The sequence below is a fragment of the Paenibacillus riograndensis SBR5 genome, from assembly GCF_000981585.1.
In the GTDB taxonomy this organism is placed as follows: Bacteria; Bacillota; Bacilli; order Paenibacillales; family Paenibacillaceae; genus Paenibacillus_AQ; species Paenibacillus_AQ riograndensis.
Map to the genome: position 1 here is coordinate 2730624 of NZ_LN831776.1, position 17983 is coordinate 2748606.

A 17983-nucleotide genomic window follows, 5' to 3' on the forward strand; every position below is an offset into this window, starting at 1 on the left:
CCATATCGATCTAAGTCCTTTATACTATCCCCTTCAAACGTAATAAATGCTGATCCTTTAAAATTATAATATCATATAGTCGACACCTAACATGTGTATCATTCGAGAGTGATGAAATTTGTCTATCCCAGCTGTGTATTGAATACATATCCATTGCGACTCTGCTTAAATCACTGATATTCGCCATCTTTACACCAAGTCGCCAACCCTGAAAATATGCATCCTTATAAAAATAGGTTATATATGAATATGTTATAGGATTCATATGAAGTCCAAAAGGAGGTAATGGTGCCAAATCTTCACCAACTCCTGGTGAAGGAACTTCAGGTTGTCTTATTGTGCGATATCCTAACAGTTCGTGGTTTGCTATAATTTCCCAAATATTTAACAATTCAATATTATCACCCACCAGCATATGATCACCGGATGGTGCTAAAACAAAATGCAGCTCATGCCCGTTGAAACGTAAGATGTCTTTCGGATCGTACAGTGTACCATTTCCATAAATAACTATGTCATTTCGCATAACTGTACAAATTTTTTAAGAATAAGGGATCCTCTGACTGCCGCTACAGCCGGAGAATCCCTATTAAAAGTAACGTGTCCTTTAGGCCGCTGGGTCAACCGCACAACTAAGCTGGAACGTAGGTCAACCTGATTACCTTCTCGCCAATTCGATCGCTTGCCACGAGGCGCAGCGGCGGCCGAGGACCGGCGAAGAAAGGCTTGCCGTGACCCAGCACGACTGGATGGAGATAGAGTCGATACTCATCAACGAGACCGAGCTCCGTTAGACTGTGGGCCAACTCCGGCCCGGCAACTTCAATCTCCCCTTCATGCTGAGCCTTCAGCCCACGTATGGCCGCTGCGAGGTCGCCCTCGATCAGAGAAGCGTTCGGACCGACGGACTTTAACGTCCTCGACACCACCCACTTCGGTTTGCTTTGCCACGCCGCTGCGTATTCCCGTTCCGGCGCATCCCATTCCATATGGTCTCCGTCCCAATACCGCATGATCTCGTACATGCGGCGCCCGTACAGGCTGCCCGCTAGGCCGCGCACGTCGTCGATGAAATGACGGAATAGCACGGGGTCGGGCTGAAATGCCGGGTGGTCGTGGTCGACGAATCCGTCCAGAGACTGGTTCAATGCGAAAACGATCTTTGCCATGCGACTGATTCTCCTCCCTGGTTTTCTCGCACATTCATCATCAAGATCACACGTTCCATATGCAGCCTCCTTTATGCCTACATTTTATCATCCAACAGCATGTCCGGTTTCTCAAGGATTGCTAATGTGCACAGTTCTGGCCTGACCGAATACAAATTTAATTTAACGAAGGATGGTAAGTTAAACAATTCTGCCCGTTAACTTAATGACAGTGGGAGCAGCTACCTCGCAAACTGCTCCCTGTCAGATCTTTTGATAGACCTCTGCATACGAAGCTTAAGCTGTTCTAGCAACTTTTTATTTACTTCCTCGAGCTTCTCATTTTACGTTGTAGTGAAGCATCACCAGCATCAACTGATGTGCTATTAAAATAGATGCTCTCCTTAGCCTTTACAAGGCGTCTTATCGACTCGTTCACTCTTTGTATGATTTTGCTTTGGGAGCTTTATGAGCCTGTTTTAAATGTGCTCTGCGATCGGTGCCACTGTTACAAGTTAAACAGGACTACAATTTATCCGGTCTAATAGGTTTAGTTCCTCGTGCATCTAATCTGTAAAACATAACTGATAACCTCAAAAAGATGCCTCGATCAGCGAGCTTGAAGCCGCCGGACTCGGGCCGAATTATGCACAGCGCGACCATGCGCTGTTCTACCAGAATTCGGCAGGTGTGCCCTGGACGGCAACGTATATCCAGGCCAAGGGTGATCCGCTGGCTGACCTTTACGAGGACATTGCAGCCGAAGAAAAGGCCCGGGCTACATACCAGTGGCTGATCGACATGACCGATGACGTAGACCTGCAGGACAGCCTGAAGTTCCTGCGGGAGCGGGAGATTGTGCATGCGCTAAGATTTAAGGAGTCGGTGCAGATTATTATTGATGAGCGGGAGCAGAAGCGGGTGTTCTGACAATGAGGTATACACAAGTTAAATAGATAGTTTGATAAGAAGAGCCACAGGAGCAGCATCTGTGGGTCTTCTTACATTTCCCGTTACATACTTGTGCCAAGCAGTAGCAAGAGTCGCATCTTTCTCCGGGTGGTTGCTGTTAATTTGTACCGATTTTTCAGGAGGATAGCCAAGCGCCTGAAGGCCCAACAGGGCAATGAGATCAAAACCGCCAATGCCGCCGGGTGCTAAACTGACAAGACCAGCCACTGCAGCGACGGTGTAAATGCCTAATGCCGATTGAAAAGGAACATCAACGTGCAAACCGTTTTTTCGCCTTCACCATTTCCATTCATCCCCTTACGTTTGTGTAGCCAGTATGCCCTTATGGGCTTACATTTAAAGAAAATGTTCAGGTCATTTATAAAAAATTAAAAAATATTTATTACAGGATGAACAATCGCCTGCATTCCGGAGTCTTTTTCTTTATACCAAGAAAAGAGGGGATGTTAGGGATGAAAAAATGGGTTGAAGCCGTGATGCAACGTGCGGCTATCCTGACTATAGTAGTGGTGCTGCTTATGGCTTGGGGAGCAGTTTCTGCGTTTCAGATGCAGCGCGATTATTTGCCGGGCATCAATAACACGACATTGATGGTTTCGCTTCGCGCATCTGCTTACCAGGCGGATCAGGTGAAACGTGATATTACAACACCAATTGAACAGGCAATCCGAAAAACCAACGGGATTCTCAATGTCGAAACAACATCCTATGATGGCGGATTGTTGATGAATCTGTATTACCCTATGAATTACAACATGGACAAGGCGGAACAGGATATCCGGATGGCGCTGGGTGACGCTGATTTGCCGGCCAATGTTAATGCACCAACCGTGACGAGGCTCACGACCAGCACATTCCCGGTTCTTAGCTACAGCCTGACTGCCAATAATGAGAAGGTGGATGACGATACTTTGCGTTCGACGGTTCAGGCTGGAATTGTTAACCAACTGAAATCTGTACCCGGTGTTTCAGATGTTCAGGCCGTCGGGGGTGCAAAGAACGGATACGTGGTCCTGATCCATACTAAGGATCTATCTGCAGCCGGATTAACGCTCGACGATTTCAACAAGTCAGTATCGGCGGCCGTGCCGAACCTTCAAGGCTATATACAGAATGTGAAATCGCCATTCCCTGTACGCGTGGAAGGCTGGGATATGACTGAACAAGATGTTAACAATATCGTTATCAAGAACAGTGATGGCGTCAGCGTACCGTTATCGGCCATAGCTTCCGTTTCACGCTCTCTTAATGACGTACAAACGATGTCACGTACGGACGGTAAGGCCAGCGTTCTAATCAATGTAATTAAAACTTCAGGGGCCAACATTACGGACGTTGCCAAACAGGTCAAAACTCGTGTAGCTGCCTTGCCTGCCGTTGAGGGCGGCAATGTCACCATGACGCTTACCGGAGACCGCGCCCATGACTTGAATGCTTCCCTGTTGGGACTTGTTCGAGAAGGACTTCTAGGCTGTGTGTTCTCGATGTTGTGCGTGCTGTTCTTCTTCCGAAACGTTCGTTCGACCCTGCTTATCGCGGTATCACTGCCGATCTCGTTGCTTGCGACGACGGCAATCCTAAAGGCAATGGGTGTCACACTCAATATCTTGACCGTCTCTGGTCTTATTGTGGCCATGGGCCGGATTGTCGATGATGCAATCGTTATCCTCGACAATATGCACCGGAAGATGCAGGAAAAGAAAGATCAAGGCGCGCTGCATGTACTGGCTGAATCCGTGGTGGAAATGCTTCCAGCCATCTTCGGCTCCACGGCGACAACGGTGGCTGTATACGCACCTATCGCATTAGTAGGCGGCATTATTGGCGCATCGTATTCCGGCTTTGCCTGGTCTGTCGTCATCGCGCTCGCCGTTTCGTTCCTGGTTGCTATGCTCGTAATCCCGGCGTTCGCCTATATGGGCTGGCATAAGCCGGGCGGAAAAGCGGTGACGCTGGAACCGGCCATGAAACCATTCCTAACAACGGCGCTCAAACACAAAAAAACCGTACTGGGCGTATCGCTAGTGATCTTTATCGCCGCGGCATTTTTTGCTTCGCAGCTGCCGTTTAGCCTGCTGCCCAGCACAGCCAGTGGTCAGGTAGCTGTTCAGCTTGAGCTTCCAAAAGGGACAGCGTTATCCGAAGTTGATAAGGCGGTACAAAATGTGGAAACGGTGCTGAAGCAGGATTCGCAGGTTGCTTCATTCTCGTCAACGTTTGGCTCCTCGTTCACACCGCAGGCGGACGACGTATTTGACCAAGGGGGCGGCTACATCCAGCAGCCGAATATTGCCAATTTGTCAGTAGCGCTCAAGGATCAGAAACAAGTGAATAGTTATATTAATTCCCTTCAGGAAAGATTGGGTAACCAGCAAGGCGTGGCAGCGGTGACGATCACTAACCAGAACATCGCGGGCGATGATTCCACAATCAATATTATGCTCAGCGGATCAGATGCAGGAACTTTGGATAAAGCGGCATCTACGGTGCGTTCGGGCCTTGCAGGGATTGAGGGTCTGAGCGTTGTTGGCAAAACGGATTTGACTAACGGAATTCCTAAGTTTTCAATTGCGCTTGATCGTGGAAAAGTATTAAAAGCCGGTGTTAGCAGGAATGATATTAACAAGGTGCTGTCCCGTTACATGACTAAAGGAAAAGACTTCGATATCTCGGTCTCCAGCGGAACGGGTATCATTCCTGTCGATGTCTATCTCGACCCCGTGAAGATGGGACAAGCGCAGGCTGGCGGTCCGCTTCCCGTCTATACACCGGATCAGGTGCTGGCTTCACTCGCAGCCGAGACGGTTAAGGGGAAGGATGGGACGGTTTATCGGCTCGATCAGCTCGGAACGCTCCAAAGAAGTGATGCCGGTTCCTCCATTCAAGAGAGAGATGGCCAGCCTTATACGGTAGTCCAGGCTAGAATTGTTTCCAGCGATACCAGTGGGGTGTCGAAAGCGGTGAATAAGGTGCTCCGGACCACGAATCTTCCGGAAGGCGTCACCTATTCGCTCGGCGGCATCACGCAGCAGGTGACGCAAATGATCTTTGAGATGATCATTGCCGTTGTCCTATCCATTTTTCTTGTATTGCTCATTACCAGCTTCGTCTTCCGGAGCTGGCGGGCTCCAATTGCTGTCCTGATCAGCATTCCGCTCGCGCTCTCCGGTGTTGTTCTTGCACTCTACACGGTGCACGGACAATGGAATCTTGCAGCGCTGATCGGCGTGCTGATGCTAACAGGTATCGTAGTTACGAACGGAATCGTGCTAATTGATAAAATCGAGCGTAACCGCCGCGAAGGCCTGGGCTTGCGGGACGCCGTTATGCAAGGCAGTCTTTCCCGGGTACGCCCAATCTTCATGACCGCTGCAACAACCATTTTGACTTTGGTTCCGCTGACGCTTTCGGGGGATGACGGAACAGTGATCTCCAAGGTGCTGGGTGTCGTTGTCATCGGCGGTATGATCACGTCCACGCTAAACAGTTTTGTAGTCATACCCATTTTGTATGAAGCCATGAATCGTAAAAAGTTCCGGGAAGCCAGCCTCACTGGTACAAGTACCCCGGTATGATTGTATAGAACAGGGCGGATTGTTTAGTAAACAATCCGCCTGTATCCGGGAGGCGATTAACCTTGGACATATTGACCCATTTGCTGGAGCATTACGGGTATGGTCTTATCTTTCTGTTCCTTTGCCTTGAAATGCTGGCACTGCCGCTTCCCGGTGAGATGTTGATGAGCTACATCGGTCTCTCTGTATATGAGCAAAAGCTGAGCTGGATGCTCTGTATTGTTTCTGCGGGTACAGGTGTCCTGCTTGGAGTAACGCTATCTTATTGGGTCGGTTACCGTTTGGGAAGACCGTTTATCGCACGATATGGGGCACGCATCCATCTTACAGAGGAACGCATAGTGAAAATGAACCGTTGGTTTGAGAAGTATGGGGACAAACTTCTTTTCGTAGCCTATTTCATCCCAGGCGTCCGGCATATTACCGGATATTTTTGCGGTGTTACCCGTATGCCGTTCCGGCGCTATGCACTCTTTGCGTATAGCGGCGCAATCTTCTGGGTGAGCTTATTTATCTCCTTGGGCAAAGTACTCGGTCCCAAATGGGAACAGTATCACTCAACGGTCAACCGCTATCTGATCATTTTCACTGTTGTGTCGATCCTTTTGACCGCCGTAATTTATTTATACCGCCGGTACAAACATCAGGTGATCGAAACGCTCATGCAATTACTTATACAGGGCGGGCGCCGCTTTAACTCGTTCGGCAAGGTCCGGTTTCTGCTGCTTGCTTCGTTTGCCTTTTTCGTATTGTTTTTTTCGCTGATGCTTGGTTTGATCCAGGACTTTCTGGCCCAGGAATTCGGATTGTTCGATGAGATTGTAAACTATCTGGTTGCAGCCACCTTTGGAACCGAATGGAGCGGATGGATGGAAGCCTTTGCGAAATTCGGCACCCTTTATTTCTATGGTCCTGTACTTGGGCTGACCGCACTATGGATCGTACTGCACAGTAAAGAACGCAGGTTGGACCTGACCTTTTTAGTATGGGTAGTTGCCGGAGGGGAGCTTCTTGACGATATGCTGCGCATGGTGTTCCATCGTCCAGGGCCTGTTACGGCTGGTGTTCAGCTTTTCAATACCTTTCCAAGTGAGGAAACGTTAATTTCACTGACAGTATGCGGTTTTACTGCTTTCCTGCTACTGCGATATTATAGCTTTCGTCATATCCATACGCCCATTATTTTAGGTGTCATTCTGATTTGCTTCGCTGTAGGGATCAGCCGGATTTACTTTATGGTGCAGTATCCAAGTGATGTCTTTGCGGGGTATGTGTTTGGCGGAGTATGGGTAAGTCTCAATGTAATGCTGCTGGAGATTCTCCGGAAGTTGCAAACCGTTAAGGCATGATTATATAACGAAGGGAGAAAGTAAATATGGCTATCCTTCATAACTTTCCGCTTATTTCTGCTCTTTGCGCGATAGTAGCGGCCCAGTTTATCAAGGTACCTATATACCTTATCACGCTCCTTGGTCACAGGCCGAGTGAGGTTTTTGTAGGCGCTTTGTTTGGTATCTTCGTCAGCTTTGTGCTTCATTACACCGCTATACTTTCATAATGCCATAGCTTTAGTCTGATCTTTATAGATGGCATTAGAGTATGGCATCATGGAAAAGCTTCTTTATCGGCAGGAGTTGAAAAAACGTGGTGGATGAGAAGCTAAGCCTGACCATTGACCGGGCTAGACGAGGCGACCAGGAAGCTTTTGCAGAACTCGTTAGCCGTTATAAAGGCATTATATTTCGTCATGCCTTTGGTATGCTGGGAGACCGCCAAGAGGCAGAGGATGCGTCCCAGGAAATTTTTATAAAAGCCTATCTTGCCCTAAGCAAACTGAGCGATGTTCATGCGTTCTCCAGTTGGCTTATGCGTATTGCCACAAATTTATGCAAGGATAAACTGAAACAAAGAACCAAGGCCATAGGGACCCAAGATATGCTGGAAGAGACGATCCCGGTTGATTCTGCCGCAGACTCTGATTTGAAGATCTCGATGCAAGATGCACTGGCCCGACTCTCGGTTGATCAGAGGGAAATCCTTCTTCTGCACGACGTTCAGGGGTATCGCTATGAAGAGATTGCTGAGCTGACAGATATTCCGATTGGAACCGTCAAATCCCGGTTGTTTTCGGCTAGGATGTCGCTTCGAAAGATATGGAATAGAGGGGAGGGGGAATAACATGCACCCCGATGAACAATTGTCAGCCTACCTAGATGGGGAGCTGGCACAAGAGGAGCAACTCCAAATCGAATCGCATCTGGATAACTGTCCTTCCTGCCAATCCTTGCTGCTTGAATTGATGGAGCTCAAACAAATGTTCACTGCAGCTATGAATGAGCTGGCCGAGCCGGCTGAGCTGGAAACCCGGATCATGCAAGCAGTGGCAAAAGAAAGTGCAAAACAGAGTCTTGGTAAGCTTTGGCTTTGGGTACTTTTATTTTCTGCTCTGGTTTTTGTCCTGATAATCCTTAAAGCCAGTTCTATAATCATTCCTCTTATCAAGAGCCTATGGGTAGTCGGTAGAGCACTGCTTTATGCAGCGTCTCATGCAGTAGCGGATATCCCAGTGTTTTCAGGTATTGTGGTCATTTTATCGCTAATCGTGCTCCTTGTTTCTGTTCTGTTCATTCGTAAAGTGCTGCGGTCGGCCGCTATATGAGGAGGATAAAATGATGAAAACCAAAATACTTTCTTTGATTGTACTCCTTACTATGGCAATCCTGTTGTGTTATCCTCAACAAGTGTCTGCCCTCAGCTTGTTTAAACATTCAGAGACAACCGTCCCTGTAGGACAAACCGTTGACGATCTGTATGTTGTTGGTGGGGATGCAGAGATTTTCGGTCACGCAACGGGGATTGTCATTGTTATCAACGGAAGCTTACACTTAGCTCCAACTGCGCATGTCGACGGAGCTATCGTGGTAATCGGAGGCCGGATTACACAGGATGATGGTGCTGCCATCGGTGATGATATCTATAATATTACACCGGATACCGGTACTCAGAACAGTCTTCTCATTGGTGGAGGAATGGTCGCAGGATTATGGTTTGTACAACTTGCAAGCAGTCTTTTGCTGATCTTTATACCGTTGCTTTTCTACTTAATCGGAGGGCAAAAAGGCAAAGCGTGGGTGAAGCGGCACCCGATCACGTATTGGAGGAAACCATTGTACCTAGGCACGCTAGGCAGTGCAATCCTCGTCTCGTTCAGTATACTGTGCATTATGACAATTGTGGGTATTCCTTTGTTGCTTATTTTCTTTCTGATCTTCTTGGCAGCCTTCATCATGGGGATGACTTCCTTGAGCTATACGATTGGTGGCTTTTTTCAGGAGAAATGGATCCCCAATGAATGGGTTAGGCTCATTACCGGAGCAACACTAATTGTGGCATTTATGAATATCCCTTTTGTTGGAGGGGTTCTTTGGCTGATTATGATGGTATTATCGCTTGGAATGTTCATACAGTGGTTGTACTCGTTTCGAAAGAAAACTAAGTAGGAAGTTCGTATTTATCAAGAAAAATAATAACAATACGGATTGACATGTAATTGACTGGTGGTAGAAGGAGAGGCCGGCAAACCATACCTCGGACATGATTAGGGAAGCCTTGCCATCATATTACCAATCAGGGTATAAATGATGCATCAATTAGTGAACTCGAAGCCGCCGGACTCGGGCCGAATTATGCACAGCGCGACCATACGCTAAGATTTAAGGAGTCGGTGCAGATTATTATTGATGAGCGGGAGCAGAAGCGGGTGTTCTGACAATGAGGTATACACAAGTTAAATAGATAGTTTGATAAGAAGAGCCACAGGGGCAGCATCTGCGGCTCTTTTTACATTCCCCGCGAGTTACAGTTGTATGCCTCAATAGAATTAAATGCAAACATTATTTCTGCTTCACAAACCATTAGTAACCTTATCAAGTCGACCCGCGACTGACCCTTGGTATACGGTTTTAATAAAATAATTGTTGCATAAAGCAACATTATTTTATTTTGCATTAACAAAAATCAATTAACTGTTGTAATAAAGCAACACTATGCTATACTGAAGACGATAATTGATGTATCAAGACGTTCAGAGGAGAAGATAAGATGGAACAGTATTTTTTTCAAACGGCTCGCAGCATTATCGCGGGCTGCGGTTCCTTAGAGCGGATTGTGGAGCATTTGCAAAAGCTAGGGTCTTTCGAATCGGTGCTGCTTGTATCCCAGCCCTTTCTTCAAAGCAGCGGCACGCTGGACGAAGTTACAAATCTCTTGAAGAGCGGCGGTATCGCCGTGCACTGGAATACCGATGTTCAGCCTGAACCGACCATCGCCCAACTGGAAGAGCTCTACAGCGCAATAGCCGAAATTCCTTGCGATGCGATTATCGGTATCGGCGGAGGCAGTGTGCTGGATGTTGTAAAGCTGCTGTCTGTCATGAAAACCAATAGCCTCTCTGTCCGGGAAATGCTGGGGACTGATCTGATTCCGAATCCGGGCATTCCGACGGTACTGATCCCCACCACCTCGGGCACAGGCTCGGAAGTGACACCGAACGCCATTGTGACTTTGCCGGAGGAAGAGCTGAAGATAGGCGTTGTCAGCCGCTACTTGCTCCCTGCGCTTGTTATTTTGGACCCGCTGTTGACGCTTGGTTTGCCGCGTGATATTACGGCTTCGACGGGAATGGATGCCTATACCCACGCGCTGGAATCGTTTATTTCCAACAAGGCCAACCGGTTCAGCGACATGTTCGCGCTTGAATCCATCCGCAACATTTCTGCAAGCATGCTGCAGGCCTATCACCACGGAAACGACAGAAAAGCGCGGGAGGATATGCTGATTGGTTCCATGTACGGCGGAATGGCACTGACCTGCGCCGGAACGGCGGCTGTGCATGCCTTGGCTTATCCGATCGGCGGGAAATTTCATGTACCGCACGGAGTTGCCAATTCCATGCTTTTACCGCATGTGATGGAATTTAATTTTGATGTTATTGTGGAACGGCTGGCTCTTGTTGCCGGAGCGATGGGACTTCAGACGGGAGCGGGAAGACAGCGCGATGCCGAGCATGTGATTGAGCAGATCCGGCTGTGGACGCGGGAGATGAGCATTCCTCAGGATTTGACGCTCTTCGGAGCTGCGCGCGAGGATATTCCCGAACTTTCGCTCGCGGCTTCACAGGTTACCCGGCTGATGGGCAACAATCCGAAGGCAATGACGCTGGATGATATCGGGGCGGTATACGGCAAGCTGTTTCATTAAGAACCGCGGGAACTGTTTAATACTGCCTAAAGAGCAACGGCTGGGTTATAATGGCATTAAAAACAAGGATGAATAGTTACATGAAAATTAAAACAATCGTCATTGCTCCTTACCCGGGGTTATCCGAATTAACGCTAAGTCTGCAGAATGAGCTGCTGGAGTTTGAAATTGTAGTGGAGCATGGAGATCTGTCGAGGGTGCTGCCGCTGATCGGCCGCATTCACACGGAGGGTTACGATGTCATTATCAGCAGAGGCGGGACGGCAAAGCTGCTGCAAAAACATTCCTACCTGCCGGTTGTGGAAATTCCCATTTCCGGATTCGACATATTGCGGATCCTGACGCTGGTAAAAGGATATAGCGCCAAATGTGAAATGATCGGATTTCCCAATATCATCGAAGGCTTTATGTCCGTGTCCAGCTTGATGGAGGTCGATATTTCATACACGGTTATCCATCAGGAGAAGGAAGTCGGCGCTGCCCTGGCAGACGCCAAGGCGAGGGGCATCCAGGTTGTCATTGGCGACAGCATTACGGTCAAAATGGCGGCAGAGAACGGTCTGCAGGGCGTGTTAATCACCTCCGGCAAAGAGTCTTTAATGGAAGCGTTCTCGCGGGCAGGACAGCTCTATAAATCGGCCGAGAAGCTGAAGATAAAAAATGAAATGTACGAGGCAATGCTGGGCAAGCTGCAGGGCGGATATGCGGTAGCGGACCAAGGCGGCAAGCTGGAGTTCGCCAACCCTTTGTTCAAGCAACTGCTGAGGCTTCCTGAAACGGCAGATACGCTGTATACCATGTACCCGGGTCTGCGCGAAATGCTCAGGGATGCCGGCCGGGGGGCAGACTTTGACCGGGCGACATCCGTTTATGAGCCTGAGCAGGGTTTGTATTTGCGGGCGCAATTGCTTCCTGCCGCGGATGAACGCCGGCTGTATATGCTGACCGCATCGGAGGAAGAGCCGGAACACAGCGGTCTTGCGGCCAGTTACCTTCTGGCGGAAGCCCCCTTTTTCTCCCATCAGGAAGAAGACGGGCAGAAGACGGACTTTCAGGCTTATCCCATAGCCGTATACGGGGAAAAAGGCAGCGGGCGCAAGCGTTACGTCATCAACGCTGCCCTCTCCGAATCAAGGGACGGCATCCTGTACCTCAATATCCGCAGGTCGTCGGAAGAGGTGCTGAAGGCCATGATGGAGCTGATGCTGTACGGCGGCGGGCGCGTCACCGCCATAGAAGGTGCGGAGATGCTGTCTGCCAAGCAACAGCGGGAGCTGGCTGAGTTCATTATCAAGCGCAAGATGAAGACGGTGTTTCTGTTTGACAGGGACCCGGGGGTGCTCGCTGAGGAGGAACGGCTGGCCGGTAAGCTGCTGCGCAGCTTTCAGAACCGGAGAATCTCGCTTCCGGCCCTGCGGGATACGCCATGGCTGGAACGCAGCATCCGCGCCTGCCTGATCTGGACGAACGAACGCCAGGGCAAGCAGATTGCCGGTATCCGGGGGGAAGTGATGGATGCGCTTCTCGCGCATCCGTGGCAAGGTAATTTTACCGAACTGAGCACGGTAATGGAGCTCTTTGTATCCGCGGCGGAGGGGCCGTTCATTGAACGGGAAGCGCTGGCGATGCTGGAGGAAGGAAGCCGGAAAGCCCGCAGCGGCTTGGCCCCGGCGCCCGGCAGAGAAGGACTGAACCTGCGTCAGCCGCTGGTAGACATTGAGCGGGACATCATCCGGACCGTGCTGGAGCAGGAGGGCATGAACCAGTCGCTGGCTGCCAAGCGGCTTGGCATCAACCGCTCGACCCTGTGGCGCAAATTAAAAGAAGACTGACAGGGCGGCTGAGCAGCGTTCTGCCGTACTTGTATGATTGCTGTTGTATGGAGGGGGTTAGAAAATGAACTTCGCCGTCATCGCGGATGACTTGACTGGGGCGAATGATACAGGGGTGCAAATGGCCCGTCAGGGCTTGGCCACTTCTGTACTGCTTGAGCTGAAGACGGGCGGGGGGAAACAGGAGGCTGTTGTGTTTGATACCGACAGCCGCTCTCTTCCTCCCCTGGAGGCTTATCAGAAAGTCAAGGATGTATGCCTGTTTCTGGGGCGCCGCGGAGAAGCTTCCTCTCCTGTCATCTACAAAAAGTTTGATTCCACGCTGCGCGGAAATATCGGCAGTGAGCTGGACGCCGTCTATGAGACGCTGCAGCCTGATTTTGTTGTCATCGCCCCTTCTTTTCCAAGGGTCGGGCGCACGCTGGCGGACGGAATTGTGTATGTGAACGGGATGCCGTTGCACGAGACAGAGATGGCTTGTGATCCCAAGCATCCGGCAACGGAATCGGCTTTCTCTGCCATTCTTGAGCGGCAAAGCCGTTATCCGGCAGCCCTTATTTCGCTGGAACAGCTGAGAGGAGAGCGTGCTGCGCTTGATGAACTGATTGCCGGGTATCGCCAGTCAGGCATTCCCTATCTGGTGTTCGACGCGGAGCGTGAAGAGGATCTGGCCTTGATCGCTTCTTTGTTTCCCGAAGGACCGGGACGTCCGAAAGTTGTTTGGGCCGGGTCAGCGGGTTTGGCAGGCGCCCTGACGGGGCAAATTCTCCGCAGCTTGAGAGAAGCCCCGGAGCAAGCGGGTGTTGTATTAAATAAGTCAGGCAATAAACAGGCAGCATCCTGCGATAATGTCGTGTATTACGATACGAATTGTGTACTTATTGTCGTCGGCAGCGTCAACCCGTGGTCCCGCCGCCAGCTAACCGAACTGGTGAAGGAGGACAGTGTTTCTGCTATCGTCGTTGAGTCGGATAAGCTGCTCTTCCCAAGCTCATGCGAGATGGAATTGAACCGGGTCCGCGAGCTTGTAACCGGCATCATCTCCCGGGAGGGGAAGCATGTGGCGCTCTATACGTCGGGCGATCCGGACGAGGTCGACCGGGTCCGCAAGCTTGGGCGCGCCAGCGGCCTGAGCGCTACGGAAGTGGGCAAGCGCATCAGCGCCGCGCTTGGCCGGGTGGCTGCTGATATTATCGCCGAATGCGGAATCCGCCATATGGTGCTGACCGGAGGCGATACCGCGAAGCAGGTCTGCCGCCATTTAAGCGATGTGGAGATCAAGCTCATTGATGAGGTGGAGAACGGAGTCCCGCTCGGGCGGACGCCGGGCGAATCCGGCAGATATATTATTACGAAAGCGGGGGCTTTCGGAAGCGATCAGGTACTGGTCCGCTCCGTGAAGGCTCTGCAGAAAGGCGTGACATGATGAAGCCGATTATTGCCATTACTATGGGGGATGCGGCCGGTATTGGGCCTGAGGTTATTGTGAAAGCGTTATCGCACCCTGATGTTTACGAGATGTGCCGGCCGGTTGTCATCGGCGATGCCGGAACACTGAAGCGGGCAGCCGCCGTCACCGGCCGGAGTGATACGGGAATTCACCCGGTAGCGGGAGTCGCGGAGGCGCTTTTCCAGCAAGGAATCATTGATTGCATCAACCTGAATCTTCTGCCGGACACTGTGCCTTTCGGGCAATTGTCTGCCGCGGCGGGAAATGCGGCGTTCCATTATATTGCCAAGGCCGTTGAGCTGGCTAAGGCCGGTGAAGTCCAGGCAATCTGTACCGCGCCGCTGAATAAGGAAGCGCTGCACAAGGGGGGGCATCTCTACCCCGGACATACCGAAATTTTGGCCCAGCTGACTGAAACGGAAGATTTCTCGATGATGCTGTCCACTGACCGGCTCAAGGTTATTCACCTGACAACCCATGTCGGGCTGATCAAGGCAGTGGAGATGATTACGCCAGAGCGGACGTACAATGTGCTGAAGCTCGCGGATCAGGTGCTGCGAACAGCAGGAAATGAGCATCCGCGCATCGCCCTGTGCGGCATCAATCCCCATGCAGGGGAGAACGGCTTGTTCGGAAACGGGGAGGAAGAAGAGAAACTGCTTCCGGCCGTAGAAAAAGCGCGGGCGGAAGGGATGGAAGTATATGGTCCCGCTCCGGCGGACACTCTTTTTTATAGGGCCATGCGGGGAGACTTTGATATCGTCGTCGCCTGCTACCACGACCAGGGGCATACGCCGATCAAGGTGCTTGGCATTGAGGCCGGTGTCAATATCACCGTTGGCCTGAAGGGCGGCATCATCCGTACCTCCGTTGATCATGGCACGGCTTTTGACATCGCCGGAAAGGGCATTGCGGATGAACGAAGCATGCTGGCGGCGCTCCGCTCCGCTGTCGAGCTGGCACCGCGGCAGGCAGTTTAAGCGTAATCCTTGGGGCACACAAAAATCCTTATATTTTGAGATAACAGGGAAGGGCTGAGGACAATGCTGGAAGTGAAGGGAATTATACCTGCGATGGTCACTCCGCTGGATCAGCGGGAGGAAATCGACGAGAAGGCGCTGCGGCAGATGGTGAACCGTTATATTGACGCCGGAGTGCATGGACTTTTTTGCCTGGGAACCAATGGCGAATTCTTTAATCTTTCTTTTGAAGAAAAGCTGACGGTAGCGCAAATCGTCATCCATGAGGCGCGCGGCCGCGTGCCTGTGTATGCCGGAGCAGGCTGTGCCGGAACGGGCGAGACCCGCCGCCTTGCGCAAAGACTGGAGCAGGCGGGAGCGGATGCCCTTTCCGTGATTACGCCTTATTTTCTGACCTACACGCAGCCGGAGCTGCAATACCACTTTGAAGCCGTAGCGGGAGAGACATCGCTGCCCCTCGTGCTGTATACGATTCCTGCCCGTACAGGCAACACGCTCAGCGTGCAGACTGTGGCCAAGCTGGCGGAATTGCCGAATGTGGTTGGCATCAAGGACAGCAGCGGCAGCTTCGATAACATTTTGCAATTAATCGACCACACACCGGAATCTTTCTCTGTGCTTGCCGGAACCGATTCACTCATCTTGTCCACACTCATGGCAGGAGGCACGGGGGCTATTGCAGCAACGGCCAATATTTTCCCGTCTACGGTAGTGGCGATTTATGAGCATTGGCAGTGCGGCGAATATGAGCAGGCAGAGCAGGCACAGCGCGTCCTCCGTGATTTGCGGGCAGCCTTCGCGCTTGGCACCCTGCCTTCCGTGCTGAAAGCTGTGCTGGACGAAATCGGTTTGCCGGCAGGCCCGGCCCGCCGGCCTGTGGCTCCGTTGACACCTCAGGCGCTGGAGGAAGTGCGCCGTATGGTGGCCGGTTACGCGGAGAGAGACTTACTGTAAAATTTTTTTGCCAATAACATTGCAAATTGCAACATGTTTTTAATATAAGTAGCACAAATAAGATTTTATGCACAATTTTCCATGAGTTATAGCTATTTTTGCATTAAAATTAGTCTTGGGTTGTGAGATACTAGTCATATCGACACTCCTAGTATTTCAAATTACACTATGAGGGGGAACCAATAATGAGAAAAAAGAAAGCGTTTTATTTAGTCTTTGCCGCTCTGCTTGCTTCAGGGTCCGTACTGGCCGGCTGCTCACAAAATGCAAAAACGAACACTGCCAACATCGCCAACAACGGAAACAGCGGAAACGGGGGTACGGAAGGAAGCAGCAGCTTTTCTTATTTGATGCATGATAAATTTATTAACTGGCTCAAGGAGGACAAGTGGTATCCTTATGTGGAAAAGGCAACGGGCACGACAGTCGAATTTGTTCCCGGCGGCTCCAACGACGATGAGTACTACGCTTCCGTTGACCAGAAAATTATTAGCGGCACCTTCCCTGATTCAGGCATCGTTTCCGTTTCGCAGGCTACCGTATACGGCGCCCAAGGCGCGTTTGTCGATCTGGCTCCTTATATTGATAAATTCGGGCCTAATATCAAGAGTTATATTGAAAAGAACCCAACCTATAAAACCATGATTACCGATAAAGAAGGACATATCTATGGACTGGTTGCCGAGGCTCCACGTTTTGCAGACTTCATCTTCTATCGCGCCGATCATTTTGAGAAGGCCGGCATTACCAAGGCGCCGCAGACGATTGACGAGCTGACCGATGTGATGCGCAAATTGAAAGCGTATTACGGCAAGGATAATAAAAACTACTATCCGATGGTCGGCCGTGAACACTATTTCCGCTTCCAGAGCGTATTCAATGCAGCCGCGAACTTCGATGACGGCATATCCAAAGGTATATACGCCAACGGTAAAACAGGCACTGACCTGTATTCCGACGGGTACAAGAAAATGGTGGAGTGGTATAAAACACTCTATAGTGAAGGCTTGATCGATCCTGAATGGGTGGCAGGTTCCGGCACGGAGGAAAGCTGGGAATCGAAAATGCTGACAGGACAAGGCTCCATCAGCTATGACCACCTGACCCGTCCATCGTGGTTCATGGATAACGGAGGACCGGAGAATGATCCGGACTATAATATTGCCATCCTGCCTTATCTGAAAGACCTGAACGGCAAACCTTCCGTGCAGACAACAGAAACCCAGTACAACACCTTAAGAGCGATGGTTGTTAACACGAACAGTAAAGACAAGGCGGAAACGATTATTAAATTCCTGGATTACCTCTATTCCGACGAAGGCCAGACGCTTGTTTCATGGGGTGTTGAAGGAGAAAGCTATAAAGATGAGGGCGGAAATAAGCAGTACATCGTGGACTTCTCGGAGCAGGAAGCAACGCCTGCCGGAGAGCCGCGCTGGTCTTTCCTCAACGACCGTCTCACATTCGTCAAGCCGGTAGACAACGACGCGTTCTACTCCTGGAACACCGAGCTTGTACACAATGCCGCACATGAGCTGTTCACGGACGAAAATTTGAAAACCGGCGTAACGGTGACGTACACGGCTGATCAGGCCAAACAATTGGCTGACCTTTCCGCCAAGGTCAATGAGGCTGTTACCTCACTAGTGACGGAATTCGTCAACGGCAAACGCCCAATGAGTGAATGGGACACCTTCCTCGGCGAAATGGAAACGGCAGGGTACAAGAAGATTGTAGCCCTCCAGCAAGAAGCTTACGACGCAATGTATAAATAAACAGCAGTGCCGGCCGCGCCATCCTCCCAAGGGACGGC

Annotated in this window: 14 protein-coding genes and 1 pseudogene; 12 read left to right on the plus strand and 3 right to left on the minus strand. The window is 50.6% G+C overall.

Annotated elements, in window-relative coordinates:
• Positions 1 to 19 precede the first annotated feature (19 nt).
• Entirely contained in the window at positions 20 to 526 is a 507-nt protein-coding gene (locus PRIO_RS35500) for a hypothetical protein (protein WP_167345608.1), read from the minus strand.
• A 106-nt stretch (positions 527 to 632) separates the two neighbouring features.
• Positions 633 to 1169, minus strand: coding sequence for a dihydrofolate reductase family protein (locus PRIO_RS11015; protein ID WP_046502316.1), 537 nt, complete (start codon positions 1167 to 1169; stop codon positions 633 to 635).
• Positions 1170 to 1745: 576 nt separating this feature from the next.
• Between PRIO_RS11015 and PRIO_RS11020 the strand changes: the two are divergent.
• A pseudogene (locus PRIO_RS11020) lies at positions 1746 to 2078 on the plus strand (manganese catalase family protein); the annotation flags it as partial.
• Between the two features lie 18 nt (positions 2079 to 2096).
• Here PRIO_RS11020 and PRIO_RS11025 read toward each other — a convergent pair.
• Positions 2097 to 2381, minus strand: coding sequence for a lysylphosphatidylglycerol synthase domain-containing protein (locus PRIO_RS11025; RefSeq protein ID WP_020431908.1), 285 nt, complete (start codon positions 2379 to 2381; stop codon positions 2097 to 2099).
• A 191-nt stretch (positions 2382 to 2572) separates the two neighbouring features.
• Between PRIO_RS11025 and PRIO_RS11030 the strand changes: the two genes are divergently transcribed.
• The 11 genes from PRIO_RS11030 to PRIO_RS11085 all read left to right on the plus strand — a co-directional run bounded on the left by PRIO_RS11030 (position 2573) and on the right by PRIO_RS11085 (position 17945).
• Entirely contained in the window at positions 2573 to 5695 is a 3123-nt protein-coding gene (locus PRIO_RS11030) for an efflux RND transporter permease subunit (protein ID WP_020431909.1), read from the plus strand.
• Between the two features lie 62 nt (positions 5696 to 5757).
• Complete coding sequence (locus PRIO_RS11035; protein WP_020431911.1) at positions 5758 to 7044, plus strand: VTT domain-containing protein; 1287 nt, start codon at positions 5758 to 5760, stop codon at positions 7042 to 7044.
• A 295-nt stretch (positions 7045 to 7339) separates the two neighbouring features.
• Positions 7340 to 7873 (plus strand): RNA polymerase sigma factor, encoded by a 534-nt coding sequence (locus tag PRIO_RS11045; RefSeq protein ID WP_039790650.1) that lies wholly within the window; start codon positions 7340 to 7342, stop codon positions 7871 to 7873.
• Position 7874: 1 nt separating this feature from the next.
• Positions 7875 to 8354 (plus strand): anti-sigma factor family protein, encoded by a 480-nt coding sequence (locus PRIO_RS11050; protein ID WP_020431919.1) that lies wholly within the window; start codon positions 7875 to 7877, stop codon positions 8352 to 8354.
• A gap of 10 nt (positions 8355 to 8364) precedes the next feature.
• A complete protein-coding gene (locus tag PRIO_RS11055; RefSeq protein ID WP_141639186.1) occupies positions 8365 to 9195 on the plus strand; it encodes a hypothetical protein in 831 nt (276 codons plus the stop codon).
• A 601-nt stretch (positions 9196 to 9796) separates the two neighbouring features.
• Positions 9797 to 10954, plus strand: coding sequence for an iron-containing alcohol dehydrogenase (locus tag PRIO_RS11060; protein WP_020431924.1), 1158 nt, complete (start codon positions 9797 to 9799; stop codon positions 10952 to 10954).
• 80 nt (positions 10955 to 11034) lie between these two features.
• The gene (locus tag PRIO_RS11065) at positions 11035 to 12786 is read left to right on the plus strand and encodes a PrpR N-terminal domain-containing protein (RefSeq protein WP_020431925.1); all 1752 of its coding nucleotides are present in this window, start codon (positions 11035 to 11037) and stop codon (positions 12784 to 12786) included.
• Positions 12787 to 12850: 64 nt separating this feature from the next.
• Positions 12851 to 14212 (plus strand): four-carbon acid sugar kinase family protein, encoded by a 1362-nt coding sequence (locus PRIO_RS11070; protein ID WP_020431927.1) that lies wholly within the window; start codon positions 12851 to 12853, stop codon positions 14210 to 14212.
• A complete protein-coding gene (gene pdxA, locus PRIO_RS11075; RefSeq protein WP_039790652.1) occupies positions 14212 to 15216 on the plus strand; it encodes a 4-hydroxythreonine-4-phosphate dehydrogenase PdxA in 1005 nt (334 codons plus the stop codon). Before PRIO_RS11070 ends, pdxA begins: the two co-directional genes overlap by 1 nt.
• Positions 15217 to 15279: 63 nt before the next feature.
• A complete protein-coding gene (gene dapA, locus PRIO_RS11080) occupies positions 15280 to 16170 on the plus strand; it encodes a 4-hydroxy-tetrahydrodipicolinate synthase (protein ID WP_020431930.1) in 891 nt (296 codons plus the stop codon).
• A 185-nt stretch (positions 16171 to 16355) separates the two neighbouring features.
• Positions 16356 to 17945 (plus strand): extracellular solute-binding protein, encoded by a 1590-nt coding sequence (locus tag PRIO_RS11085; protein WP_020431932.1) that lies wholly within the window; start codon positions 16356 to 16358, stop codon positions 17943 to 17945.
• Positions 17946 to 17983 lie beyond the last annotated feature (38 nt).